We start from the raw sequence: 21,915 nt of genomic DNA, 5'->3' as shown, positions 1-21,915 counted from the left end.
CCGAAGATCTATTTCGGTCTGCGGCGCTGTTTGACCCGTGGAATGCCCGAGGCCGTGTCCTCCCGCGCGATATCTCGGCGGGCGGCCTGCCCCCGGTTGGAGGCCGCCTTGATCGATGCATTGATGCCCATGTTGACCGCGCGGCGCAGCAGGCGCCGCAGCACCATGTTCACGATCGCATTCAGTGTCATGGCCGATGCCTCCCCTGACGTTCAGAGGCCAGCCTAGGCGCAAAGCTTGGCGATTTCGAGGCATGGCCCCGCCAAACCGGCGGAGGGCCGTCTATTCCTCGAAGAGTTCCGCCTGCTCGTCCGCAGGTTCGTCGTCGTCGGAATCGCCTTGCCCGAGCGGCAAGGAGCCCGGCGGCGGCCGGTTTTCCAGCAGGCCCGCGGCGCGCAGCTCTTTCAGGCCCGGCAGATCGCGCGCACTCTCGAGACCGAAATGATCGAGGAACTCCGGCGTCACCACGAAAGTCACCGGCCGTCCCGGCGTCATCCGACGGCGGCCGAGACGGATCCAGTTCATCTCGAGAAGCTGATCGATGGTGCCCCGCGAAACGGAGACACCGCGAATCTCTTCGATCTCCGCACGGGTGACCGGCTGGTGATAGGCAACGATCGCTAGCGTCTCGATCGCGGCACGGCTGAGCTTGCGCAGCTCGGTGGTTTCCTTCTGCATCAGGAAGCCGAGGTCCGGCGCGGTGCGGATCGCCCAGGCCTCGCCCAGCCGCACCACTCGCACGCCGCGCCCCTCGTAGCGCTTGCGCAGATGCTCCAGCGCCTCGCGCGGGTTGCAGCCCGGCGGCATCCGCCCCTCAAGGTCACGCAAGGTGACCGGCTCGGCACTGGCAAACAGCACCGCCTCTACCATCCGCTCCTGCTCGGCCATCGGCGGCGCATCGAACAGCGTATCATTCTCGGTCCGCCCGGAAGTGGACGGCCCGTACATCATCTGATCTTCCATCATTCGTCCTCGTCGAGGCTGCGCAGCTGGATCGGCGCAAATGTTTCGCTCTGGCGCAGCTCGGCCTTGCCTTCCTTGACCAACTGCAGAGAGGCGGCAAAGGTCGCGGCGGTGGCCGAGCGGCGCTTGACCGGATCGCTGTGCCAGCCATCGGGCAGATAGCTGATCAGGTCGGTCCAGTCGCCGGTAAAGCCCAAAAGGTGCCGCATCCGGTCCAGCGCCTCCTCCATGGTGAAGACCGAGTCGTGGTCCATCACGAAGGGGCGGAAATCTTCCTTGGTGCGGATGCGGGCATAGGCCTGCATCAGATCCAACAGGTTGGCGGTATAGGTGACGGTCTTGATCCGCGCGACGTTTTCCTCCTCGCCGCGGGCAAAGAAGTCACGCCCCAGGCGGTCGCGCGCCATCAGTTTCGCGGCCGCATCCCGCATCGCCTGCAACCGCTCCAGCTGGAACGCGAGGTGGGCGGCAAGCTCCTCGCCCGAGGGGCCTTCCTCCTCCGGATCCGGCGGCAGCAGCAGGCGCGATTTCAGGAACGCCAGCCAGGCCGCCATCACCAGGTAGTCGGCCGCCAGCTCGATCCGCAGTTCCTTGGCGCGGTTGACGAAGGTCAGATACTGCTTGGCCAGCTCCAGCACGGAAATGCGGCGCAGGTCGACCTTCTGGGTGCGCGACAGCGTCAAGAGCAGGTCCAGCGGCCCTTCAAAGCCGTCCACGTCCACGATCAAGGCCTCGGCCGCCAGCCGTTCCTCTACACTTGGATCCTTCTCTGAAAAGAGTGTCTGCTCAGCCATACACCTGCCCGCCCATGAGGGCGGCAAGTTCGTCTTCGGCGGCCTGAATGTCAAGCTCCGCAGGGGCCTTGCGGGCAGCCAGAGCGGCCTCTGCGCGGGATTGCGCTGCCGCGGTCATCTGCCCGGCCGCCTCCGCCACGGCGCGGCGCTCGGCCAGGGGGGCGTTGCAGAACAGAACCACGTCGCAGCCCGCCGCGATGGTGGCGCGGGCAATGTCCTGCGGCGCGCCGCGCAGTGCCTTCATCGAGATGTCGTCGCTCATCAGAAGGCCGCCAAAGCCGATTGTCTCGCGGATCAGCTGCGTCATCACCGGCGATATGGTGGCCGGGCGCTCGGCGTCATAGGCCTCGTAGACCAGATGCGCGGTCATCGCCATCGGCAGGTCATTCAACGCCTGAAAGGCCGCGAAATCCGCCTGTTCCAACTCCACCGCCGGGGCGCTCACCCGCGGCAGGTCCTTGTGGCTGTCGGCAGTGGCGCGGCCATGGCCGGGCAGATGCTTCAGCACCGGCAACACGCCACCGTCGAGATGCGCCTCTGCCACCGCGCGGCCCAGTCGGGCCACCGCCGCCGCGTCGCTGCCATAACAGCGGTTCTTCAGAAACGGATGCGTCACCGCGCAGGCGACATCGCCCACCGGCGCGCAGTTGCTGTCGATGCCAAGCGCGCGCAGCTCATGCGCGATCAGGCGGTAACGCAGGTACATCGCCCGCTCAGCCCCCGCGCCGGCCCGCTGCACATGGTCCAGCGGCGGCAGCCAGTCGCGCGCCAGCGGCGCCCGCAGCCGCTGCACCCGTCCGCCCTCCTGGTCGATGGTGATGAGGCAGTCGCGGCCCACCGCCTCGCGGAAGTCATCGCACAGGGCGCGGGTCTGGTCGGCACTTTCGATGTTGCGGGCAAACAGGATGAACCCGAAAGGGTTCGCATCACGGAAAAACGCCTTTTCCTCCGCGCTGAGGCGAAGCCCTTCGGCGTCGAGGATGGTGGCTCCGTAGGTCATGCTTCCTCCTGCTGTGCGGCCCGACCCCGCCGTGCGGGGCGTCGTCAGCGTGTGGTTACAGGAATGCAGTCCGCATCGCCAGCCACCAGCGCCGAGCAGAACCGGCGGGTGTCCGACAGCCCTTCGAACCCCATCGCCCTCAGCCGGTAGAAGGTGCGACCGCCGCTTTCGGCGCGCTGGATCACCCGCTGCTTGCCTGCCAGGAAATCAGAGAACCGCGCGTAGATCCGATCCCACTCGGCGCGGGCGATCTCGGCGCTTTCATAGGCCCCGAGTTGCGCGAGCCGTGTGCCTGGCGGCAGGGTGGCGGGGTCGACTTCCACCGTGGTGCGGCTGGCGGCAACCGCCGGAGCGGCGGCCGCGGTCCGGGTGATCCGCGCCGGACGGGCCGGCGGGCGCAGAGAGCGTTTCACGCCCGGTGCATTCAACAAGGCCGGAGAAATCTTGGCCGCGTCCGCCAGTGCCGGGCGCAGCGGTTCCGGCTGCACGATGGCGGGGGCCGAGGCCGGAGTGGCCGCCGAGAGGCTTTCGGCTTCGGCCGCCAGTTCGGCCACCAGCGCATCGATATCGCCGTTCTGGAAGGAGGCAACCGCGGCCTCGCTGACGCCCGCATCCTCGGCGGGCTGGGCCGTGGCGGCCGCCTGTTGCGCAGAGACCTGCGCGGTCAGCAGTGCTTGCGGCTTGTCGTCCTCGGTCAGTTCGATGGCGGCAGGTGCCAGCGTCAGCCGATCGGCTGGCGCGGCGGCGCTGCCCTGCGCGGCCACGGCATTCACCGCCAGCCCCTGATGGTCGGCCTGGATGCCGCCGGGGTTGGCCGGAGCCTCCCGCATCGGGCCTTCGGCTGCGCGCACAACCGGCACACCGCTGACATCCCGCATCACCAGCTTGTAGCCCCAGACACCGACCCCGGCGACGAGCGCCACCGATGCCGCAGCACCCAGCAGCCTGAGCGTCTGCGTCATGCCCGCACGGGCCTGTCCCGGCGCAGGCGGCACATAGCCGAATTCATCCGGTTCGGCGTAGGTATATTGCGGCTCGGCCCCTGGGCCGACATATGCCTGTTCGGCGGGATAGCCCTGCGGCGCGTAGCTTTGCGGCTGATACCCCTGCGCCTGATACCCCTGCGGCTGGTAGCCGGGGGCCGGGTTCACCTGCGCCTGATATCCCCCCGCATAGCCCTGCCCGTAGGCACCGCTTGCGGCTGTTTCCTGTTCCTGAACATCACCTTGGGTGAAGGCACGCCCCTGGCCTGCCTGCGCGAAATACGCCATTGTCCGCCTCACTGCCCGGTGCAGCAGCACCCCGTGGGGCGCTGCTTTCCAAGTCTCTTGAACTGCCTCATACCAGCGGAATGTGGAATTTATACCATCGAGAGCTGGCGCCCCCGGTGGTTATCGCATCTCTTCTGCCGGTTTGACGCCAAGAATACCAAGCCCCGCAGAAATGACAACGGAAACGGCCCGCGCCAGAGCCAAATTCGCATGTGTTGCCGATTGGCTGCTCTCGTTAACAAATCGTAAACCTTCCTGCGATTTGCCGAGGTGGTACAGTCCGTGCAATTCCGATGCCAGATCATAGAGATAGAAGGCAATCCGGTGCGGTTCATGGGTGCGTGCGGCGATCTCGACCTGGCGCGGCCATTCGGCCAGCTTCTTAGCCACCGCGAGCTGCGCCGGATCGGCAATCAGCGCCAGATCGGCCGCCTTCAGCGTCGCGTCATCGGCCGCAATGCCCTGCTCGCCCGCCTTACGCAGGGTCGAGCAGATCCGCGCGTTGGCATATTGCACGTAGAACACCGGGTTGTCCTTGGACTGCTCCAGCGCCTTGTCGAGGTCAAAGTCGAAGCCCTGGTCGTTCTTGCGCGTCAGCAGCATGAAGCGGGTGACATCAGCGCCCACCGCATCAACCACGTCGCGCAGGGTAACGAAGGTGCCCGCGCGCTTGGACATCTTGAATTCCTGGCCGTCCTTGAACAGCTTGACCAGCTGGCACAGCTTGATGTCCAGCGGCACCTTGCCGTCGGACAGCGCCGACACCGCCGCCTTCATCCGCTTGACGTAACCGCCGTGGTCGGCGCCGAAGATGTCGATCAGCTCGTCAAAGCCGCGTTCCACCTTGTCGTAGTGATAGGCGATGTCGGGCGCGAAATAGGTCCAGGAGCCGTCGGATTTCTTCACCGCGCGGTCGACGTCATCGCCGTGATCGGTGGATTTGAACAGCGTCTGCTCGCGCGGCTCCCAATCATCGGGCTTCTTGCCCTTCGGCGGCTCCAGCACGCCCTGGTAGATCAGCCCCTTGGCTTCGAGCGCGGCCAGCGCGGCCTCGATCTTGCCGGTGCCGTAGAGCGATTTTTCCGAATAGAACACATCCATCTCGATGCCGAGCTGGGCCAGATCCTCGCGGATCAATTCCATCATCGCATCGGTGGAGAATTCGCGCACCTCGGCCAGCCAGACGTCTTCGGGCTGATCGAGATAGGCATCCCCCACTTTATCCTTCAGCGCCTGGCCGACCGGCTTCAGATAATCGCCGGGATAGGTGCCGTCGGCAAAGGCGATCTCCTGGCCGTGTGCCTCCAGGTAGCGCAGGTAGACGGAGCGCGCCAGCACGTCGACCTGACCGCCACCATCGTTGATGTAGTATTCGCGCGTCACGTCGTAGCCCGCATAGGCCAAGAGCGAGGCCAGAGCATCGCCGAACACCGCGCCGCGGGTGTGGCCCACGTGCAGCGGGCCGGTCGGGTTGGCGGAAACGTATTCCACGTTCACCCGCTTGCCTGCCCCCATGTCCGAACGGCCGTAATCCGTGCCTGCGTCCAGGACCGATTTCAGCACCCCCTGCCAGATGCCCGGAGCGAGGCGCAGGTTCAAAAAGCCAGGGCCTGCCACCTCGGCCGAGGTGACGCGGTCATCCGCGGCCAATTTGGCCGCCAGCGCCTCGGCGATGTCGCGCGGTTTCATCTTGGCAGGCTTGGCCAGCACCATGGCGGCATTGGTCGCCATGTCCCCATGGGCGGCATCGCGCGGCGGTTCCACCGCGACATTGGCAAAATCGAGGCCTTCCGGCAGCACGCCCTCCGTGGTCATGGCGGTGAGGCTGTCAATCACAAGCGAGCGGATATCGGTAAAGAGGTTCATATCTGGCGTCCCATATGTTCACAGAGGCGGATACCGAGGGGCAGAGGCAGGGTCAACAGCCTTGCCGCCACTGCGGGCCTCATCCCCGGGTGCGGGACGCAGAATTCATCGGGTCGGACCGGCTTTCGCCCCCACGGGCCACGGCCGTCAGCTGCCGCTGCCCTGCAGCGCAGCCGCCGTGCCCCAGCGTCGGATCCGATAGCTGCGCAGGGCGTCCGTGAAATAGGGGTCCTGCCGGATCAGCCGTTCCACGTCTTGCCGGGTCTCGGCCTCGACATTCCAGATCGCCCCGGGAAAATCCTGCATCGGCCGCATCGCCAGCGCACCGCCGATCTGCAACTCGGGATGCGCCCGCACAAAGGCAATATGCGCTTCGCGCCGCCGCTTGTCGCCGCGCACCCGGTCCATCTCCGGCCTGTCCGTGAATGTGACCGTCCAGCGCGCCATAACGCTTCCCCTTGTTGCAGCCCTCTCTGCGGCTTACCGCCATGGCGGCACCGTGTCATAGGGCCAGCCGCAAGCCTCGCTTAGGGCCAGATCGGCTGCGCGCCGGTCGCCGACCCGCAGGCGTCACACCTTGACCGGGGTGCCGAACAGCCGCTCGTACTGTTGCAGGGCGAAGCGGTCCGTCATGCCGGCAATGTAGTCGGAAACGATGCGCGCACGCGCGACGCGGTCGGGGGCCGCCGCGATTTCCGGCTGCCAGCGCTCCGGCATATGCGCCGGGTTGTCCAGGAAATGCGGAAACAGCGCCTCGACCACGCTGGCAACCTTGGCCCGCTTCTCCATCACCGAGGGCGCGCGGTACATCCGGGTGAACAGAAAGCTCCGCACCTCCTTCAGATCGCGCCACAAGCCGTCCGAGAACGTCACCACCGGTCGCCCGAGCGCCCGCACCTCCTCCACCGACTGCACGCCGCTGTTCGACAGGTTGGCGCGGGCGGTGTCGATCACATCCCCTACCAGAACCCCGAAGAACCGGCGCAGCGCCTCATGGCGGCGGCGGTTGGCCTCCAGGCCGGGGTAGATCCGATCGACCTCGGCATAACAGGGCCCGATCAGCGGCAAATCGGCGATATCCGCATCGGTGAACAGCCCGGCGCGCAGCCCGTCCTGAAGGTCGTGGTTGTTATAGGCGATATCATCGGAAAGCGCCGCCACCTGCGCCTCGGCACTGGCGTGGCTGTGCAGCTCGAGGTCTATTTCCGCATTGCACTCGGCCAGCGCCCAGGGCAGCTCCCCCACCACCGGGCCATTGTGCTTGGCAATCGCCTCAAGGGTTTCCCAGGTGAGGTTCAAGCCATCGAAGGCGGCGTAGTGACGCTCCAGCCGGGTCACGATGCGGATGGCTTGGGCGTTGTGGTCAAAACCGCCATAGGGTGCCATCAGCGCATGCAGCGCATCCTCGCCGGTGTGGCCAAAGGGCGTGTGGCCCAGATCATGCGCCAGCGCCACCGCCTCGGTCAGCTCCTGGTTCAGCCCCAGCGCGCCGGCAATGGTGCGGCCCACCTGCCCCACCTCGATCGAATGGGTGAGCCGGGTGCGGTAGTTGTCGCCTTCGTGCTCGACGAAAACCTGCGTCTTGTGCTTCAGCCGCCGAAAGGCGCTGGCGTGGATGATGCGGTCGCGGTCACGCTGGTACGGGGACCGAAAGGAGCTTTCTTCCTCGGCGACCTGACGTCCACGGCTGCGCTCCGGCATGGTGGCATATGGTGCATGCATCAGAAATCTTTCCCCCCGAACAGGCTCTACATCTTGCCGCTTTTACTGCACCTTTCTATATAAAGCTTTGCGCTGCAACCTGAGCCTGCGGAGAACGACCATGCAACTGCCCCCCAAAGTGACCGACCGCGCCTTTGCCCGGCTGGCCGAAATCGGCGCCGCTGCACAGGGTCAGGCGCTGCGTATCGCAGTGGAAGGCGGCGGCTGTTCCGGCTTTCAGTACGAGATCGCGCTGGACGAAGCCAAGCCTGACGACCTGGTTCTGGAAGGCCAGGGTGAGAAAGTCGTGGTCGACACGGTGTCTCTGCCCTTCCTGGAAAACGCGGTGATCGATTTCACCGAAGAGCTGATCGGCGCGCGTTTCACCATCGAAAACCCCAACGCCACCTCCAGCTGCGGCTGCGGGACGTCTTTTTCGATGTAAGCGCGGGGCGTCCGGGGCATCTGATGGGATCTCCGGCGGCTCTGACAGCCCACTGACTGACGGCCATTGGCCACACCGCGGGCTGCACGCGCCACCTGTGCCGGGCAGCTTCAGGGATCGGTGCGCAGCCGCGCCGGTCGCGTCGGTTGCGCAGCCGTTTGCGGCCCGCGCGGCGCGAATTGATCCCACACCAGATACAGCCCCGAGCCCACGACGACGAGCCCCCCGACATAGGTGGTCAATGGCGGGTACTCCCCGAACCCGAGCGCGCCAATGGCCGCCATCCAGATGAATTGCAAGTTCATCAGCGGCGTGACCGCATAAGAGGCCAGAAGCCGCAGCGCTACCACCAGCAACCAACGGGCCGCAAACAGCAGCAGCGCATAGGCCAGCACCCACCCCACGTCCCCTGCGGACATGGGCTGCCAGGCAAAGGGAACCAGCAGGAGCATCAGCAGGCAAAGGCACAGATTCGGGTAGAAGACCTGGACAAGCGGTTTCGCCTCGTAACGGCCGATGTAGCGCGCCATGGTCATCGAGAACGTGCCCGCAACCGCCGCCATCAAGGCCAGCAGATGACCGGCCGAGACCGTTGCCAGGCCGCGTGGAAAGAGAAACAGCATCCCGGCGAACCCCGCCAGCAGTGCCAGCCAGGCCGCCGGGCGCACCGGCTCGTTCAGCAGCGCGCCCGACATCGCCCCGGCCAGCAATGGCATGAGACCGATGAACACGAAGACTTCTGCAAAGGGCAGCAGCCGGAAGGCCTGAAAAAAGCAAATCGCGGCGATGACCGTTGCGAGGCTGCGCAAGGCCGTCGCACGCGGGCAGCTGGTGGCGAACCCCCGGCGCTGCCCCGGGAGCCGGTCGGCGAGGCGGCACAACAGCACAACGACCGCCCCGGACAAGGCGTAGATCTGCACCGGGCCATAGCCCCCTGCCAGGACCTTGGTTATGCCATCGGCCGAGGCGATCAACCCCGTGTAGATCACCACAAGCAGGGCGCCGAGAAGGCTCTGGGTCCGAACGCGGCTCATGCCGGAGCCGCGTGGCCCGCACGGGCAAAACACTCGAAAAAGCCGTCGAAGTCAGCGCAGCTCTGCTCCGCGGACCTCAGCACCTGCTGCGCCTGCGGCGTCAAGGCGCTCTGGCAGCGGGTCTTGATCGACGGCCAATGTGGCCGCGTTTCGCCTGCCTTGAAAACAGCCTCGGACAAATGTTTCAAAACACTTCCTCCCTGCGGCCCGGAAACGAGCAGCCCACGCGAGACACCACCCCCGCGCGTCCCGGCCTCTCCCCCAGCCGTTGCTGGGCCAATGGTTCGCGGCACCGGATGCCGAAAACCACGGCGGCCCGAGAGAACCATCAGCCAATTCACCACAAAATACGCGTGATAATCGTCGTTGACACCATAAAACTCTCCTTTTGCGAGTGAAAACTCCGTTAACACCCGGTCGAGCCAGGCCTCCCACTGCAACGGCGGCTGGTGCCCGGCATAGCGCAGGGCGATGCAGATTTCGGCCAGAAGATCCGCATCCTGATCGAGAAAGGCGACCAATCCGGCATATTCCAGACTGGTCTTTACCTGCGTCGGCAGATCCGGGTCCCGTTGCCCGTATTCCGACAGGTAGAAGACGATATGGGTCAGCTCGTAGGCCGCTTTTTTGTTCGGAATGGCAAAGGTTTGCGAGCGCGACGCAAACCCGCGCAGGCGGTCGTCCAATCCCGCATCAGCCAACTGCACGTCGCGGCGCCCCAGCAGGCGGCGGGCCTCGGCCCGTTGCAGGTCGGACAGTTCGGCCTGCACCAATCCCTGCCTCGCCGCCCACTGCGCCATTTGCGCGCCGCTCTCCCCCTCCATCCCGAGATCTTCGAGGTCGAGGCAGATGGACAGGATGAACCGGTAATATTGCCGAAAAAAGCTCAGATGCCGCGGAGCTGCAGCGTAAAACGGGGCCAGAACCGCGAGCGAATCATCCGCGAACCGATGCCCCGTGCATTGCAGGATGTTCAGAAGCTCGGCGTTTTCCTTGAGCCAGAACACATCCTCCTCGCGACGGCGGCCCCGCGCGAAGGCCGCGACCAACGCCCGTTGCGGCGAAGAACCACCCCCAATGGACCCGCGCGCAAAGCCCGTGCGGCCTCCATGGAATGCAGCGCCGGAGGGCTGGACGGAAAGAGGAATGATCTGGGCCATTGAAACCTCGTCGAGCGAGGGGCGCCGGCCAGGGTCTTGTCCAGCCAGTGCGCCCGATATTGAGCAGGAAAGCCGTTTTGACCGCGCCCTGGGAGCGTGCCTCGGCGTGCCCTGCGAAATTAGGCAGATGGCGGACATATAGACGGGCCCGCCAAGGCGCAGTTCAGATCAGCTGCCGGAGGAGAAAAGCCCCGTTGCCACACCGGCGTCCATCGCCACCCGGCTGCCCCGCGCCACTGGTGACGACCCGGAGGAATAGAGGCCCACCTGGTTGCCGCTGACGGTGTCAGAGAGCCGCGCCGAGGGGGCGGAGCCGGAAGAAAAGCACCCTACGGCCTCGCCAAGGCTGACATCTGCATCCCGTTGCGGCAGGGAGCCTGAGGAGAACATCTCGACCCCACCCCCTGCGTGCAAATCGGCCAAGGGCGACTCCTCGCTGTGCGAAACGGAAAATTCGGTGAACTTGCGCAGTGCAGACATCGGAAACCTCATGTGTTTGAGACGGTTACCCCACTGACGCTTACATGGCGATCACTCAACAAAAAGTAGAATTTTAACGACAACAAACAATCCATGATTATACCCACATGAACTTTCTTCGACTGTCATCTAGCGGGTCAAAATGATTTCAAACGATCCACAGGCGAGAGATGAAGTTATGCACATGCGCCGAAACGCACGCCCTTCGCCGCAAATCTGAGGGCTGCTTTGCAGATGCACAAAGGCAGTTTCCCGAATGCCACACCCGCATGATTCGCAACGGAGGCTGACCGGCACGCATTCACCTTGCTCCGGCCCCGCGATTGGGCGATAGATCAGCGCGTGAATACAGCACCATGCGTCGGAGGCAAGCCATGAAAATCGCCACGTTCAACATCAATGGCATCAAGGCCCGCGCGCAGGCGCTGCCGGACTGGCTGGACGAGGCGCAACCCGATGTGGTGGTGCTGCAGGAGATCAAGTCCGTCGACGAGGCCTTTCCGCGCGAGGTGTTCGAAGAACGGGGCTACAACGTGGAGACCCACGGCCAGAAAAGCTTCAACGGCGTCGCCATCCTGTCGAAACTGCCGCTGGAGGACGTGAGCCGGGGTTTGCCGGGAGATGATGCCGACGAACAGGCCCGCTGGATCGAAGCCACGGCGGTTGGTCAGCAGGCGATCCGGATCTGCGGCCTTTATCTGCCCAACGGCAACCCGGTTGAACTGGAGGCTGACGGAACCCCGGTGGCGGGCGGCAAATATGCCTACAAGCTGGCCTGGATGGAACGCCTCAAGGCCCGTGCGCAGGCGCTTCTTGATCAGGAGATGCCTGCCCTCATGGCCGGAGATTACAACATCATCCCCCAACCCGAGGACGCCAAACGCCCAGAAGCCTGGGTCGAGGATGCGCTGCATCGTCCGGAAAGCCGGGCCGCCTATCAGAGGATCCTCAACCTCGGCTTTACCGAGGCGTTCCGGGCGCGCCACCCCGAGCCGGGACACTACTCGTTCTGGGACTACCAGGCCGGGGCGTGGAACCGCAACGACGGTATCCGCATCGACCATTTCCTGCTCACCCCCCAGGCGGCGGACCTGCTGCTGGACTGCCAGATCGACAAGGATGTGCGGGGGCGCGAAAAACCTTCGGACCATGTGCCCGTCTGGGTGGAGCTCGACCTGTAACACAGGGACGCGTCGCGCCTCCGACCGGGTGAACCGGTCCCCAAATCGACGGGGATCGTTGTTCCGGCGAAGGCAGACTCAGCGCAGCTCGTATGCACGCAGCCTCGGGCAGCTGTCGGTACGGCGGCCTCAGACGGTCACGTCATGACGGTAAATCCAGTCGAACTGCCGCACCATCCGCTCCGGGGCGAACCGCCCCGCCAGTTTCAGCACCTGGTGCGCCGGCCAGTTCAGCGGCGCGCGCAGGTGATATTTCCATGCATTGCGGCTGGCGGTGTGCACGACCTTCTCCGCCCGGTCACGGCGCCGTTGCTGGTACATGGCCAGACCGCTTTCGACCCCCGGGGCCTCGGCCAGCGAGCGCGCCAGCACCCAGGCATCTTCAAGCGCCAGATTGGCCCCCTGCGCCATGAAAGGAAGCGTCGGATGCGCCGCGTCGCCGACGATCGCCGCATTGCCCCGGTGCCAGCACTCTGCCACCGGATGGCGGAACAGCCCCCACAGCATGACCTCGTCGACCGCCTCCAGCAACGCCGCAGCGGCCCCGCCGAAGCCGGCGAAAGCGGCCCGCAGGTTCGCCGGGTCATCACGGAACTGCCAGCCTTCCTCGGCCCAGCTGCGGCGCGCCTGCACCGCCACGAGGTTAACCAACCGGCCATCGCGCAGCGGATAGGCCACCAGGTGCCGCCGCGGCCCCATGAAGACCTGCGCCTCGGGCGGCAGGTTCAGGTGATTGGGAACGGTCGCCCGCCAGGCCACCTGCCCCGTGAAGAAAGGCTGATCGCCCCCGTTCAGCGCCGTGCGCATTTTCGAATGAAGACCATCGGCGCCGATCACCACGTCGCCGCCGCATTGCGCGCCATTGCCCAGATGCACCACCGTCCGGGCGCCAACCTCGACCCGTTCGACCTTTTGCAACAGGCGCACCTGCACCCCCGCGCGGCGCGCGGCGGCTGCCAGAAGGCCGATCAGATCCGACCGGTGCACCATGTAATAGGGCAATCCAGCGGCATATTGATCCAGATCCAGTCGCAGCACCTCTGCGCCGCGCCGGTGGCTGCGCAACACCACGGCCCGGGCCCGCTGGGAACACCAGGCCAGATCATCCGCCAGATCCAGCGCCCGCAGAACCGCGACCCCGTTGGGGCTGATCTGCAAGCCGGCGCCAACCTCGGTGATCGCGCTGGCCTGTTCCAGCACCGTGACGGACGCCCCAAGCCTGCGCAGCGCCACCGCCGCGGTCAACCCGCCGATGCCGGAGCCGATAATGGTTATCTTGAGGCCTTTGAGTTCCATGAGGGTCCGCCGTGTTGCAAGCCTGCACCAAATGAAACAAAAAACGCCGGAGCAAAAGCCCCCGGCGTTCAGGTTTCTTTCATTTTTGACGCAATTTCGGCCGTTCAGTCGTCGCGATGGACCTTTTCCCGGCGCTCGTGGCGCTCCTGGGCTTCCAGGCTCATGGTTGCGATCGGTCGGGCGTCCAGGCGTTTCAGCGAGATCGGATCACCGGTCACTTCGCAATAGCCGTATTCACCTTCGTCGATACGGCGCAGCGCGGCGTCGATCTTGGCAACCAGCTTGCGCTGGCGGTCCCGCGTGCGCAGCTCCAGCGCGCGGTCTGTCTCTTCGCTGGCGCGGTCGGCAACATCGGGGATGTTGCGGGTGTTGTCCTGCAGTCCCTCGATCGTGTCGCGGCTGTCGGACAGCAACTCTTCTTTCCAGTTCAATAGCTTACGTCGGAAATACTCAAGCTGCCGTTCGTTCATGAACGGCTCATCTTCGGCCGGGCGGTAGTCGTCCGGCAGAAACACTTCTTGCTTCATTTCGGCTCCTTCGGTCTGGCCCATAATGCTGGTCATAATTTACACCTGAACATTGTGGCTCCCCCTCTGCCGCTGCGTTTATCCCTATCGGGCAGGAATGTCACTACACAATAGTAGTCTGGTTTGGTTAAAAGAAAGGCAACAAGGGGGCCTGCGCCCCGCGATCAGGATCGGAACGGGAAAGATATGAAGTTTCAAGGTACTAAGGAATATGTCGCCACCGACGACCTGAAAGTCGCGGTAAACGCGGCCGTCACGCTGGAGCGCCCGCTGCTGGTCAAGGGGGAACCGGGCACCGGCAAGACCGAGCTGGCCAAACAGGTGGCCTCCGCGCTGGGGATGCAGATGATCGAGTGGAACGTCAAATCCACCACCCGCGCGCAGCAGGGGCTTTACGAATACGACGCCGTCAGCCGGTTGCGCGACAGCCAGCTGGGCGACGAGCGGGTCCATGATGTGAAGAACTACATCAAGAAGGGCAAGCTGTGGCAGGCCTTCGAGGCGGACGAGCGCGTGGTGCTGCTGATCGACGAGATCGACAAGGCCGACATCGAGTTCCCGAACGACCTCTTGCAGGAACTCGACAAGATGGAGTTCCACGTCTACGAGACCGGCGAAACCATTCGCGCCAAGCACCGGCCGGTGATCATCATCACCTCCAACAACGAAAAGGAGCTGCCCGACGCGTTCCTGCGCCGCTGCTTCTTCCACTACATCCGCTTTCCGGATGCCGAGACGATGAAGAAGATCGTCGAGGTGCATCACCCCGGCATCAAGGAGGCGTTGCTGACCGCGGCCCTGACCCAGTTCTACGAGATCCGCGAAACCCAGGGGTTGAAGAAGAAGCCTTCGACCTCGGAAGTGATCGACTGGCTGAAACTGTTGCTGGCCGAAGACCTGGGCCCCGAGGACATTGCCCGCAACGGAGCCGATGCGCTGCCGAAACTGCACGGCGCCCTGCTGAAGAACGAGCAGGACGTGCACCTGTTCGAGCGGCTCGCCTTCATGGCGCGCGGGCGGCGCTGAGCCGTGTCATCCGGCGGTGGGCTGTTTTGCTTCAATTTGCCGGTTCCTTGGCCTATCACCAAGACAAGGATGCCAGGCCAACTTCAGCCGGGCCGATAGGAGACGCCTGAGTGCCCGCTGACGCCCCTTTGCAAGCCCGGACCACGCCCCGCCCTGTCAGCAGCCGCCTGATGCGTTTGGGCATGGTCGCCCTGACCGCACTGGCGCTGACGGGATGCGGGCGACCTGGGGCGGAGGCGCCGCCGCCCACCCGCGCTGCCTCCGCGGTGCTGGTCTTGCCCCCGGTCAAGGTGTTCACCCCGCGTCCGCCGACCGCCGCGCAACGCTCCAACACGGATATCGCCCGCGATTTCCTCGACCTGCACTTCGAGCTGGAGGGCGGTGCCAGCCTGCCCCATTTTTCCCGGTTCGAGAGCCCGATCACCCTGCGGGTAACCGGTGAGCCTGCCCCGGGTTTCCGACGGGAGCTGGCCGCACTGCTGACCCGCTTGCGCAACGAGGCGGGGATCGACATTCACGTGCTTGGCTCAGCAGATGCAGACACGACCGCCCGCATCACCATCGAGTCGGTTTCGCGGACCCAGATCCGGAGCGCGCTGCCAAAGGCTGCGTGTTTCGTGGTGCCAAACGTGTCGTCGCTTGCGGAATACCGGCGCAACCGGCGCAACCCGCGGACGCGCTGGTCGCTGTTGCACCAACGCGAGAAGCTGGCCGTTTTCATCCCCAATGACGTCAGCCTGCAAGAGGTCCGCGATTGCCTGCACGAAGAGCTGGCTCAGGCGATCGGACCGCTGAACGACCTCTACCGGCTGCCGGACTCGATCTTCAACGACGACAACGTCCACGCGGTTCTGACCGGGTTTGACATGCTGATCCTGCGGGCCACCTATGCCCCGGAGTTGCGCACCGGCATGACCCGCGCCGAAGTCGCCGCGCGGCTGCCCGCGATCCTCGCGCGGCTGAATCCGGCAGGTGCCCGGCATGCCACGCTCTGGCTGCCACCCACGCCGCGCGCCTGGATCGACGCGGTCGAACAGGCCCTGGATCCCCACGCCCCCGTGCGCGCACGCACCCGCGCCGCAAATGACGCCGCCGCCATCGCCCGGGACCTCGGCTGGCAGGACCACCGCCGCGCGCTCAGCCACTATCTCCTCGGACGCACGCTGCACCCGCGGGAGCCGCTGTTGGCGCGACAGCATTACCTCACGGCCGAAAGCTTCCTGCAAGGCCAGCCCGGCACCGCGCTGCATCAGGCCAAACTGGCCGTCCAGCTGGCTGCGCAGGATATCGCCTCGGGCCGGGGCGAGGCCGCACTGGCGCGGCTGGAGCCAGCCTCTGCCACCGCCGCAGCCCATCAAAACGCGGCGCTTCTGTCGACGCTTCTGATGTTGCAGGCGGAAGCGCTTGAGCTCACCGGCCGCGTGGTCGAGGCGCGCCGGGTCAGACTGGACAGCCTCGGGTGGGCACGCTACGGCTATGGCGCGGATTGGCAGGTCAAGGCGCGGCTGGAGGACATCGCATCCTTGCGGCCCCTGACGTCCCGCCGACCTTAGGACGACAGCGACAACAACAGAAGACGGAACATGACATGATCGTAATAGGCGGTTTGCTGCTGGGAGCTCTGCTGGGCGCGTTTAAGGCCCGCAAGCGGGGCGGCAATACATTGGACATGCTGCAATACGGCGCAGTCTATGCCATCGTCTTTGGGATCCTCGGCCTGTTGGCGACGCTGTTGACGCACCGACTGCTGGCCTGACCGGAGCGCGCCGATATGTTCCAGCCCTTCTTTGAAAACCTGCGCAAGGCCGCCATCCCGGTGTCGCTGCGCGAGTATCTGACCTTTCTGGAAGGGATGCGGGCCGGTCTCGTCACCTACGATATCGAAGGCTTCTACTACCTCGCCCGCGCCGCCATGGTGAAGGACGAGCGCCACATCGACCGCTTCGACCGCGCCTTTGCCGCCACCTTCGAGGGGCTGGAGGCGATCCCGGCCGAGGCGGTGATGGAGGCCGTCGATATCCCCGAGGACTGGCTGCGCAAGATGGCCGAAAAGCACCTCAGCGCCGAGGAAAAGGCCGAGATCGAGGCTTTGGGCGGCTTCGACAAGCTGATGGAGACGCTGAAGGAGCGCCTCAAGGAACAACAGGGCCGCCACCAGGGCGGCAACAAGTGGATCGGCACCGCCGGCACCTCTCCCTTCGGCGCCTACGGCTACAACCCCGAGGGTGTGCGCATCGGCCAGGACAAGAGCCGCCACCAGCGCGCGGTCAAGGTCTGGGACAAGCGTGAGTTCAAGAACCTCGACGGCGAGGTCGAGCTTGGCACCCGCAACATCAAGGTCGCCCTGAAACGCCTGCGTCGCTGGGTCCGCGAGGGCGCGCGAGAAGAGCTGGACCTCGACGGCACCATCCGCTCCACCGCCGAACACGGCTATCTTGACGTAAAGACCCGGCCCGAGCGGCACAATGCCGTGAAGGTGCTGCTGTTTCTGGACGTGGGCGGCTCGATGGATCCGCATATCCAGGTGGTGGAGGAGCTGTTCTCCGCCGCCCGCGCCGAGTTCAAGCACCTGGAATACTACTACTTCCACAACTGCCTGTACGAAGGCGTCTGGCGCGACAACCGCCGCCGCTGGGCCGAAAAGATCCCCACCCACGAGGTGCTGCGCACCTACGGGCCGGATTACAAATGCATCTTCGTGGGCGATGCCTCGATGAGCCCTTACGAGATCGCCTATGCCGGCGGTGCCAACGAGCACTGGAACGAAGAGGCGGGCCAGGTCTGGCTGCAGCGCGCGCGGGAAGCCTGGAGCGCGAACCTCTGGATCAACCCGGTGCCGGAGAAATACTGGGACTACACCCAGTCGATCGGCATGATCCACGAAATCTTCGAAGGCCGCATGGTGCCGATGACGCTGGACGGCCTGGACCGGGGCATGCGCGAGCTGTCGCGCTAAGCCCTCCGCTAGGTCCCCCCTGTTCGGCCCCTGCCCGGCAACCGGCAGCAAGTCCCGCCAAGCCCTCCCGCACCCGCGCCTGCGCTGGCTGACGCCAGCACCGTCTGGCGGCTTTGGGCATGGCCTGCGGCCTGCCGATGGCAGGCCGCAGGCGCGCCGGAGCCTCGCTCCGGCGCCGGGCCCAACCGCAAGGGCGGCATGTCCCATGCTGCCCCGCGCGGGCGGGAGCGCTTCTGACGCGGCGACAAAGACCTGCCGGGAGTGGCGCAGCCCCCGGCCCAAGACACAGCAAATGTTGCAAAATTCCGCGACCGGACCCGGCTGCGGTTGAATGCCCGGCCGCCCCCGCCTAGGTCTGAGCCTGTGATGAGCAGCACAGAACCCGTTACCGGCCCGATCCTGATCCTCGACAGCCTCCAGCAGGGGCGGATGCAGCTTGCCGCGCTGTTCATCGTCCCCCGGGACACGCAGCTGCCGCCGCTGCGCCACGAGGGCGCTGAGACCACACCCGAGGTGATTGCCGAATACCGCAGCCATGCGGTGCTGCGCGCCCGCTTCAGCCTGCCGACCGACCGCCCCTCCAGCTATGAGTGGGACGGTGCAACCTACGAGGTTGCCGGCAGGTTGGGCGACGAGACGGCGGATCTGCGCATCGCCTATGCCTCCTGCAACGGCGAGGAGCACGGCGACCTTGAGCGCAGTGGCGAGGAGCGCAACGCGATGTGGGCGCGGATGGGGCGCGATCATGCCGCGCGGCCATTCTCGCTGCTGCTGCACGGCGGCGATCAGGTCTATGCCGACGAGGTGACCCATGGCCACCCTCTGAGCGAGAACTGGCCCGGCCGCCCGCCGCGCGAACCCAGCCGCGAGGATCTGAAGGCGCTGCACACGCATCTGCGCGAGGGCTTCCTGCGCCGCTACCTGGCGGTCTGCAGCGCACCGGAGTTTGCCTGGCTCGCGGCCCGGGTGCCCGCGCTGGCGCAGTGGGACGACCATGACATCTGCGACGGCTGGGGCTCGCTGCCGCGCTCGCGCACCTATTCACCGGTGGGCCAGACGCTATTTGCCGCCGCGCGCGAGGCGGCGCTGCTGTTTCAGCACGGTTGCACCGTCGGCGATCTGCCGCCGCGCTTTGCCGACCCCGAGGGCAACCACCTGGGCTGGTGCGTCGAAGCGCCGGGGCTGCGGCTGCTGGCGCCGGACCTGCGCAGCGAGCGCAGCCGGCGGCGGGTGATGGCGCGCGGCGGCTGGCGAATGATGGAGGCGGCGGTGGAAACCCCGGCGCCGGGGCGCACCCTTCTGCTGTCCAGCGTGCCCCTGCTGGGGCCGCGGCTGTCGCTGCTGGAGCTGCTGATGGTGCTGACGCCCCGCATGCAGAAATACGAGGACGACCTGCGCGACCAATGGCAGAGCCGCGCGCACCGGGCCTCGTGGCGGCGGATGTTGCGGATGGTGCGCGACATGGCGGCGCGGGAGGGCCAGCAGGTCACCGCGCTGTCGGGCGAAATCCACCTGGCCACGCGGGGCGAGATGCCGCTGGGCGGCGGCAAGCTGCTGCATCAGCTGGTGGCCTCGGGCATTGCCCACCGCGCCCCGCCCAAGGCCTGGGCGCGGGTTCTGGGGCTGCTGGCCTGGCTGGGCGATGCGCCGCTGAAGGGCCATCCGATCCGGATCCGCAAGATCCCCGGCCAGGCAGGGCGCTACGTGGCCGAGCGCAATTACCTGACGCTGGAGCGCCAGGGCGGAAACTGGTCCGCGGCCTGGGAGCTGGAAGATTCCGGCACCTCGCCCGCGCTGGCGCTGTAGCCGGGCTCAGCAGTCGGCACCCGGCGGCGGCGGTTACCGCGTTTTGCGCTTGAGCCTGTCCGGCAAAGCCCCCATATCTGAGCCATGCTGCGCCTCACCCCGATCCTGCTGGCCGTTCTCTATGGTCTTGTGATGTACCGGATTTCCGTCTGGCGCACCCACCGCGAGCTGGACCAGCGCTCGACCGAGCTGGCGGATCCCAAGCTCAAGCGGCTGACCGACCGGCTGGCCGCGGCGCTGGAGATCGACCGTATCCCGGTGCATATCTACGAGGTCGATCCGGTGAACGGATTGGCCGCGCCGGACGGGCGGATCTTCATCACCCGCGGCTTTTACCGCAAGTACCAGAACGGCGAGGTCAGCGCCGAGGAGATGGCGAGCGTGATCGCGCATGAGCTGGGCCACGTGGCGCTGGGGCATGCGCGCAAGCGGATGATCGACTTTTCCGGCCAGAACGCGCTGCGCACCGCGCTGATGCTGCTGCTGGGGCGCTATATCCCCTTTATCGGCCCGTGGATCGCCGGGGTGCTGACCAGCCTGCTGGCCGCCCGACTGTCGCGCGGCGACGAATACGAGGCGGATGAATACGCCGCTGCGCTGTTGACCAAGGCAGGCATCGGCACCGAACCGCAGAAAAGCCTGTTCCGCAAGCTCGAGGAACTGACCCAGGCCCGCGCCGGCATGGCCCCCGCCTGGCTGATGAGCCACCCGAAGACCGAGGAACGCATCGCCGCGCTGGAGGCGCTTGAGGACAGGTGGTCCCGGGGCTGAACTGCCCATCTTCGCCGCCCAGCCAATTTCGGGTGGCCCCCTTGCAAACGCCCGCATGATGCACATGTAAACCTTCCAGCCAAAAGAAGGTTTCCATGCGCTATTCCGTACTTGACCTCGCCCCGGTGCCCGAAGGGCAGACCACCGCCACCGCGCTGCGCAACAGCGCCGACCTGGCCGCCCACGCGGAACGCTGGGGCTATCACCGCTACTGGCTGGCGGAGCATCACAACATGCCGGGCATTGCCAGCGCCGCGACGGCGGTGATGATCGGCCATGTGGCGCAGGCCACCAGCACCATGCGGATTGGCGCGGGCGGCATCATGCTGCCGAACCATGCGCCCTACATGGTGGCCGAAGCCTTTGGCACGCTTGCGGAAATTCACGGAAACCGGATCGACCTGGGGCTGGGCCGCGCGCCCGGCACCGATATGGCGGCGATGCGCGCAATGCGGCGCGGTCTGGATGCGGGCGCCGGCGACCGCTTCCCCGAGGACGTGCAGGAGCTGATCGGATACCTTGGCCCGCGCCGCGAGGGCGCGGCGCTGCGGGCCATTCCCGGCGAAGGCACCGAGGTGCCGGTGTGGATCCTCGGCTCGTCCCTGTACGGCGCGCAGCTGGCGGCCGCCCTCGGGCTGCCCTATGCGTTTGCCTCGCATTTTGCGCCGCCCGCGCTGGAACAGGCGCTGGAGGTATACCGGCGCAGCTTCCGCCCCTCAGCCACGCTGGAGCGCCCGCATGCGATGATGGCAATCAACGTTTTTGCAGCTGAAACCGACGCCGAGGGCGTGCGGCTGCGCACCACCATGCAGCAGGCCTTTGCGCGGCTGCGGATGGGCACGCCGGGCAAGCTGCCCGCGCCGGTCGATGACATCACGACGGTATTGCAGCCGCAGCTGTTGGAGGGCGTCAACGCCGCGCTGGCGATTTCCGCCACCGGCAGCCGCGACAGCGTGCAGGCGCAGCTGGCGCAGATCATCGACCGGCATCAACCGGATGAGGTAATCCTGACCGGGCAGATCCACGACCACGCTGCACGGCTGCGCTCGTTCGAGATTGCCGCCGAGATCCTGCGCGAGATGTGATCAGCGGCTGGCCAGCGCCTTGGCCAGTCGCGGCAGGCGGGCTTTCTTGAGCAGCGGGCGGATCTCCCAGTTGTCGCCCGACAGGCGGTTGGCCTCGGCCAGCACCTGCGCGCCCAATTGCTCCATCCCCGCCGGATCCGCCAGCCACAGATCATAGAGCAGCTGATCGGGGCCAATGCGCTCCAGCCCTTCCTCGGCCAGGGTGTGGCGGGGGAAGTCCTTGTTGTTGACGGTGACGATTGCCTCGGCGTGGCCTGCGATGGCTGCGGCGAGGACGTGAATGTCCGCCGTATCCGGCAGCCACAGGCGCGCCTCCACCCCCGGTGCGGCGGCGATTTCCGCCTTGGGAAAGGCCGCGCGGGTCAGGGCGATCTCCGCCTTGGCCTGCGCCGCGCCCTCGGGGCCGAGTTTCAGCGCCGCGCGCTCCCACTCGCCCAGGATGCGGGCCGACCACAGCGGCGTGAAATGGCCAAGCCGGGCCGCGCCCAGCAGCATCTCACGCATCACCGTCGGGTACAGCACGCAGGTGTCAAGCAGCAGCTTGCGCATGGGC

23 protein-coding genes are annotated in these 21,915 nt (G+C 66.0%); 9 read left to right on the top strand and 14 right to left on the bottom strand.

Annotation, left to right across the window (positions count from 1 at the left end):
* Window positions 1-8: 8 nt before the first annotated feature.
* The 8 genes from ACZ52D_RS13890 to ACZ52D_RS13855 form a co-directional block, all read right to left on the bottom strand.
* On the bottom strand, window positions 9-191 hold the full coding sequence (locus ACZ52D_RS13890; protein WP_222453447.1) for a hypothetical protein: 183 nt from the start codon (window positions 189-191) through the stop codon (window positions 9-11).
* Window positions 192-282: 91 nt separating this feature from the next.
* Window positions 283-963: an SMC-Scp complex subunit ScpB gene (gene scpB, locus ACZ52D_RS13885; RefSeq protein WP_464441667.1), complete on the bottom strand. Its 681-nt coding sequence runs from the start codon at window positions 961-963 to the stop codon at window positions 283-285.
* A complete protein-coding gene (locus ACZ52D_RS13880) occupies window positions 963-1,757 on the bottom strand; it encodes a segregation and condensation protein A (protein ID WP_464441666.1) in 795 nt (264 codons plus the stop codon). Before ACZ52D_RS13880 ends, scpB begins: the two co-directional genes overlap by 1 nt.
* Complete coding sequence (gene nagZ, locus ACZ52D_RS13875) at window positions 1,750-2,757, bottom strand: beta-N-acetylhexosaminidase (protein WP_464441665.1); 1,008 nt, start codon at window positions 2,755-2,757, stop codon at window positions 1,750-1,752. The genes ACZ52D_RS13880 and nagZ overlap by 8 nt, the downstream gene beginning before the upstream one ends.
* 44 nt (window positions 2,758-2,801) lie before the next feature.
* Window positions 2,802-4,028 carry an SPOR domain-containing protein gene (locus tag ACZ52D_RS13870; protein WP_464441664.1) on the bottom strand — a complete coding sequence of 409 codons (1,227 nt, stop codon included), beginning with the start codon at window positions 4,026-4,028 and terminating at the stop codon, window positions 2,802-2,804.
* A gap of 120 nt (window positions 4,029-4,148) precedes the next feature.
* Window positions 4,149-5,894, bottom strand: coding sequence for an arginine--tRNA ligase (argS, locus tag ACZ52D_RS13865; protein WP_417472356.1), 1,746 nt, complete (start codon window positions 5,892-5,894; stop codon window positions 4,149-4,151).
* Between the two features lie 147 nt (window positions 5,895-6,041).
* Window positions 6,042-6,341 (bottom strand): YciI family protein, encoded by a 300-nt coding sequence (locus ACZ52D_RS13860; RefSeq protein WP_417472358.1) that lies wholly within the window; start codon window positions 6,339-6,341, stop codon window positions 6,042-6,044.
* Between the two features lie 123 nt (window positions 6,342-6,464).
* Entirely contained in the window at window positions 6,465-7,616 is a 1,152-nt protein-coding gene (locus ACZ52D_RS13855) for a deoxyguanosinetriphosphate triphosphohydrolase (protein ID WP_464441663.1), read from the bottom strand.
* A 100-nt stretch (window positions 7,617-7,716) separates the two neighbouring features.
* Between ACZ52D_RS13855 and ACZ52D_RS13850 the strand changes: the two genes are divergently transcribed.
* Complete coding sequence (locus ACZ52D_RS13850) at window positions 7,717-8,040, top strand: HesB/IscA family protein (protein ID WP_222453455.1); 324 nt, start codon at window positions 7,717-7,719, stop codon at window positions 8,038-8,040.
* A 110-nt stretch (window positions 8,041-8,150) separates the two neighbouring features.
* Here the strand turns inward: ACZ52D_RS13850 and ACZ52D_RS13845 are convergent, their stop codons facing one another.
* From ACZ52D_RS13845 to ACZ52D_RS13835, 3 genes are all read right to left on the bottom strand, one after another.
* Window positions 8,151-9,074, bottom strand: coding sequence for a DMT family transporter (locus tag ACZ52D_RS13845; RefSeq protein ID WP_464441662.1), 924 nt, complete (start codon window positions 9,072-9,074; stop codon window positions 8,151-8,153).
* A complete protein-coding gene (locus ACZ52D_RS13840) occupies window positions 9,071-10,234 on the bottom strand; it encodes a DUF6902 family protein (RefSeq protein WP_464441661.1) in 1,164 nt (387 codons plus the stop codon). Before ACZ52D_RS13840 ends, ACZ52D_RS13845 begins: the two co-directional genes overlap by 4 nt.
* A 168-nt stretch (window positions 10,235-10,402) precedes the next feature.
* Window positions 10,403-10,714 (bottom strand): hypothetical protein, encoded by a 312-nt coding sequence (locus ACZ52D_RS13835; protein WP_464441660.1) that lies wholly within the window; start codon window positions 10,712-10,714, stop codon window positions 10,403-10,405.
* A gap of 374 nt (window positions 10,715-11,088) precedes the next feature.
* Between ACZ52D_RS13835 and xth the strand changes: the two genes are divergently transcribed.
* Window positions 11,089-11,895 (top strand): exodeoxyribonuclease III, encoded by an 807-nt coding sequence (xth, locus tag ACZ52D_RS13830; RefSeq protein WP_464441659.1) that lies wholly within the window; start codon window positions 11,089-11,091, stop codon window positions 11,893-11,895.
* 129 nt (window positions 11,896-12,024) lie between these two features.
* Here the strand turns inward: xth and ACZ52D_RS13825 are convergent, their stop codons facing one another.
* Both ACZ52D_RS13825 and dksA read right to left on the bottom strand, forming a co-directional pair.
* Window positions 12,025-13,191 carry an FAD-dependent monooxygenase gene (locus tag ACZ52D_RS13825; protein ID WP_464441658.1) on the bottom strand — a complete coding sequence of 389 codons (1,167 nt, stop codon included), beginning with the start codon at window positions 13,189-13,191 and terminating at the stop codon, window positions 12,025-12,027.
* Window positions 13,192-13,295: 104 nt separating this feature from the next.
* Complete coding sequence (gene dksA, locus ACZ52D_RS13820) at window positions 13,296-13,718, bottom strand: RNA polymerase-binding protein DksA (RefSeq protein ID WP_369924836.1); 423 nt, start codon at window positions 13,716-13,718, stop codon at window positions 13,296-13,298.
* Window positions 13,719-13,904: 186 nt separating this feature from the next.
* On the opposite strand from dksA, the gene ACZ52D_RS13815 reads away from it, so the two are divergent.
* From ACZ52D_RS13815 to ACZ52D_RS13785, 7 genes are all read left to right on the top strand, one after another.
* Complete coding sequence (locus ACZ52D_RS13815; protein ID WP_222453462.1) at window positions 13,905-14,744, top strand: AAA family ATPase; 840 nt, start codon at window positions 13,905-13,907, stop codon at window positions 14,742-14,744.
* A gap of 170 nt (window positions 14,745-14,914) precedes the next feature.
* On the top strand, window positions 14,915-16,297 hold the full coding sequence (locus ACZ52D_RS13810; protein ID WP_464443141.1) for a DUF2927 domain-containing protein: 1,383 nt from the start codon (window positions 14,915-14,917) through the stop codon (window positions 16,295-16,297).
* 35 nt (window positions 16,298-16,332) lie between these two features.
* The gene (locus ACZ52D_RS13805) at window positions 16,333-16,500 is read left to right on the top strand and encodes a hypothetical protein (protein ID WP_369924764.1); all 168 of its coding nucleotides are present in this window, start codon (window positions 16,333-16,335) and stop codon (window positions 16,498-16,500) included.
* A 15-nt stretch (window positions 16,501-16,515) separates the two neighbouring features.
* On the top strand, window positions 16,516-17,700 hold the full coding sequence (locus ACZ52D_RS13800) for a vWA domain-containing protein (protein ID WP_464441657.1): 1,185 nt from the start codon (window positions 16,516-16,518) through the stop codon (window positions 17,698-17,700).
* Between the two features lie 366 nt (window positions 17,701-18,066).
* Window positions 18,067-19,506, top strand: a complete 1,440-nt coding sequence (locus ACZ52D_RS13795; protein ID WP_464441656.1) for an alkaline phosphatase D family protein — start codon at window positions 18,067-18,069, stop codon at window positions 19,504-19,506.
* Window positions 19,507-19,590: 84 nt separating this feature from the next.
* Window positions 19,591-20,277 (top strand): M48 family metallopeptidase, encoded by a 687-nt coding sequence (locus ACZ52D_RS13790; RefSeq protein ID WP_464441655.1) that lies wholly within the window; start codon window positions 19,591-19,593, stop codon window positions 20,275-20,277.
* A gap of 95 nt (window positions 20,278-20,372) precedes the next feature.
* Window positions 20,373-21,362, top strand: a complete 990-nt coding sequence (locus ACZ52D_RS13785) for an LLM class flavin-dependent oxidoreductase (protein ID WP_464441654.1) — start codon at window positions 20,373-20,375, stop codon at window positions 21,360-21,362.
* Here ACZ52D_RS13785 and ACZ52D_RS13780 read toward each other — a convergent pair whose 3' ends face one another.
* On the bottom strand, window positions 21,363-21,911 hold the full coding sequence (locus ACZ52D_RS13780) for an RSP_2648 family PIN domain-containing protein (RefSeq protein ID WP_464441653.1): 549 nt from the start codon (window positions 21,909-21,911) through the stop codon (window positions 21,363-21,365).
* Window positions 21,912-21,915: the final 4 nt, after the last annotated feature.

The sequence above is a fragment of the Leisingera sp. S2M4 genome (assembly GCF_055398055.1).
The sequence above is the reverse complement of the archived record's forward strand: the minus strand, read 5'-3'. Positions and strand labels throughout refer to the sequence as shown.

What these genes read in the sequence shown, in the direction of transcription:
- ACZ52D_RS13785 (WP_464441654.1), top strand. Translation starts at nt 20,373, where the DNA reads ATGCGCTATTCCGTACTTGACCTCGCCCCGGTGCCCGAAGGGCAGACC.
- ACZ52D_RS13795 (WP_464441656.1), top strand. Translation starts at nt 18,067, where the DNA reads ATGAGCAGCACAGAACCCGTTACCGGCCCGATCCTGATCCTCGACAGC.
- ACZ52D_RS13800 (WP_464441657.1), top strand. Translation starts at nt 16,516, where the DNA reads ATGTTCCAGCCCTTCTTTGAAAACCTGCGCAAGGCCGCCATCCCGGTG.
- ACZ52D_RS13855 (WP_464441663.1), bottom strand. Translation starts at nt 7,616, where the DNA reads ATGCATGCACCATATGCCACCATGCCGGAGCGCAGCCGTGGACGTCAG.
- scpB (WP_464441667.1), bottom strand. Translation starts at nt 963, where the DNA reads ATGGAAGATCAGATGATGTACGGGCCGTCCACTTCCGGGCGGACCGAG.
- xth (WP_464441659.1), top strand. Translation starts at nt 11,089, where the DNA reads ATGAAAATCGCCACGTTCAACATCAATGGCATCAAGGCCCGCGCGCAG.
- ACZ52D_RS13810 (WP_464443141.1), top strand. Translation starts at nt 14,915, where the DNA reads ATGCGTTTGGGCATGGTCGCCCTGACCGCACTGGCGCTGACGGGATGC.
- ACZ52D_RS13845 (WP_464441662.1), bottom strand. Translation starts at nt 9,074, where the DNA reads ATGAGCCGCGTTCGGACCCAGAGCCTTCTCGGCGCCCTGCTTGTGGTG.
- nagZ (WP_464441665.1), bottom strand. Translation starts at nt 2,757, where the DNA reads ATGACCTACGGAGCCACCATCCTCGACGCCGAAGGGCTTCGCCTCAGC.
- dksA (WP_369924836.1), bottom strand. Translation starts at nt 13,718, where the DNA reads ATGAAGCAAGAAGTGTTTCTGCCGGACGACTACCGCCCGGCCGAAGAT.
- ACZ52D_RS13835 (WP_464441660.1), bottom strand. Translation starts at nt 10,714, where the DNA reads ATGTCTGCACTGCGCAAGTTCACCGAATTTTCCGTTTCGCACAGCGAG.
- ACZ52D_RS13815 (WP_222453462.1), top strand. Translation starts at nt 13,905, where the DNA reads ATGAAGTTTCAAGGTACTAAGGAATATGTCGCCACCGACGACCTGAAA.
- ACZ52D_RS13850 (WP_222453455.1), top strand. Translation starts at nt 7,717, where the DNA reads ATGCAACTGCCCCCCAAAGTGACCGACCGCGCCTTTGCCCGGCTGGCC.
- ACZ52D_RS13840 (WP_464441661.1), bottom strand. Translation starts at nt 10,234, where the DNA reads ATGGCCCAGATCATTCCTCTTTCCGTCCAGCCCTCCGGCGCTGCATTC.
- ACZ52D_RS13780 (WP_464441653.1), bottom strand. Translation starts at nt 21,911, where the DNA reads ATGCGCAAGCTGCTGCTTGACACCTGCGTGCTGTACCCGACGGTGATG.
- argS (WP_417472356.1), bottom strand. Translation starts at nt 5,894, where the DNA reads ATGAACCTCTTTACCGATATCCGCTCGCTTGTGATTGACAGCCTCACC.
- ACZ52D_RS13880 (WP_464441666.1), bottom strand. Translation starts at nt 1,757, where the DNA reads ATGGCTGAGCAGACACTCTTTTCAGAGAAGGATCCAAGTGTAGAGGAA.
- ACZ52D_RS13870 (WP_464441664.1), bottom strand. Translation starts at nt 4,028, where the DNA reads ATGGCGTATTTCGCGCAGGCAGGCCAGGGGCGTGCCTTCACCCAAGGT.
- ACZ52D_RS13860 (WP_417472358.1), bottom strand. Translation starts at nt 6,341, where the DNA reads ATGGCGCGCTGGACGGTCACATTCACGGACAGGCCGGAGATGGACCGG.
- ACZ52D_RS13790 (WP_464441655.1), top strand. Translation starts at nt 19,591, where the DNA reads ATGCTGCGCCTCACCCCGATCCTGCTGGCCGTTCTCTATGGTCTTGTG.
- ACZ52D_RS13825 (WP_464441658.1), bottom strand. Translation starts at nt 13,191, where the DNA reads ATGGAACTCAAAGGCCTCAAGATAACCATTATCGGCTCCGGCATCGGC.
- ACZ52D_RS13890 (WP_222453447.1), bottom strand. Translation starts at nt 191, where the DNA reads ATGACACTGAATGCGATCGTGAACATGGTGCTGCGGCGCCTGCTGCGC.
- ACZ52D_RS13805 (WP_369924764.1), top strand. Translation starts at nt 16,333, where the DNA reads ATGATCGTAATAGGCGGTTTGCTGCTGGGAGCTCTGCTGGGCGCGTTT.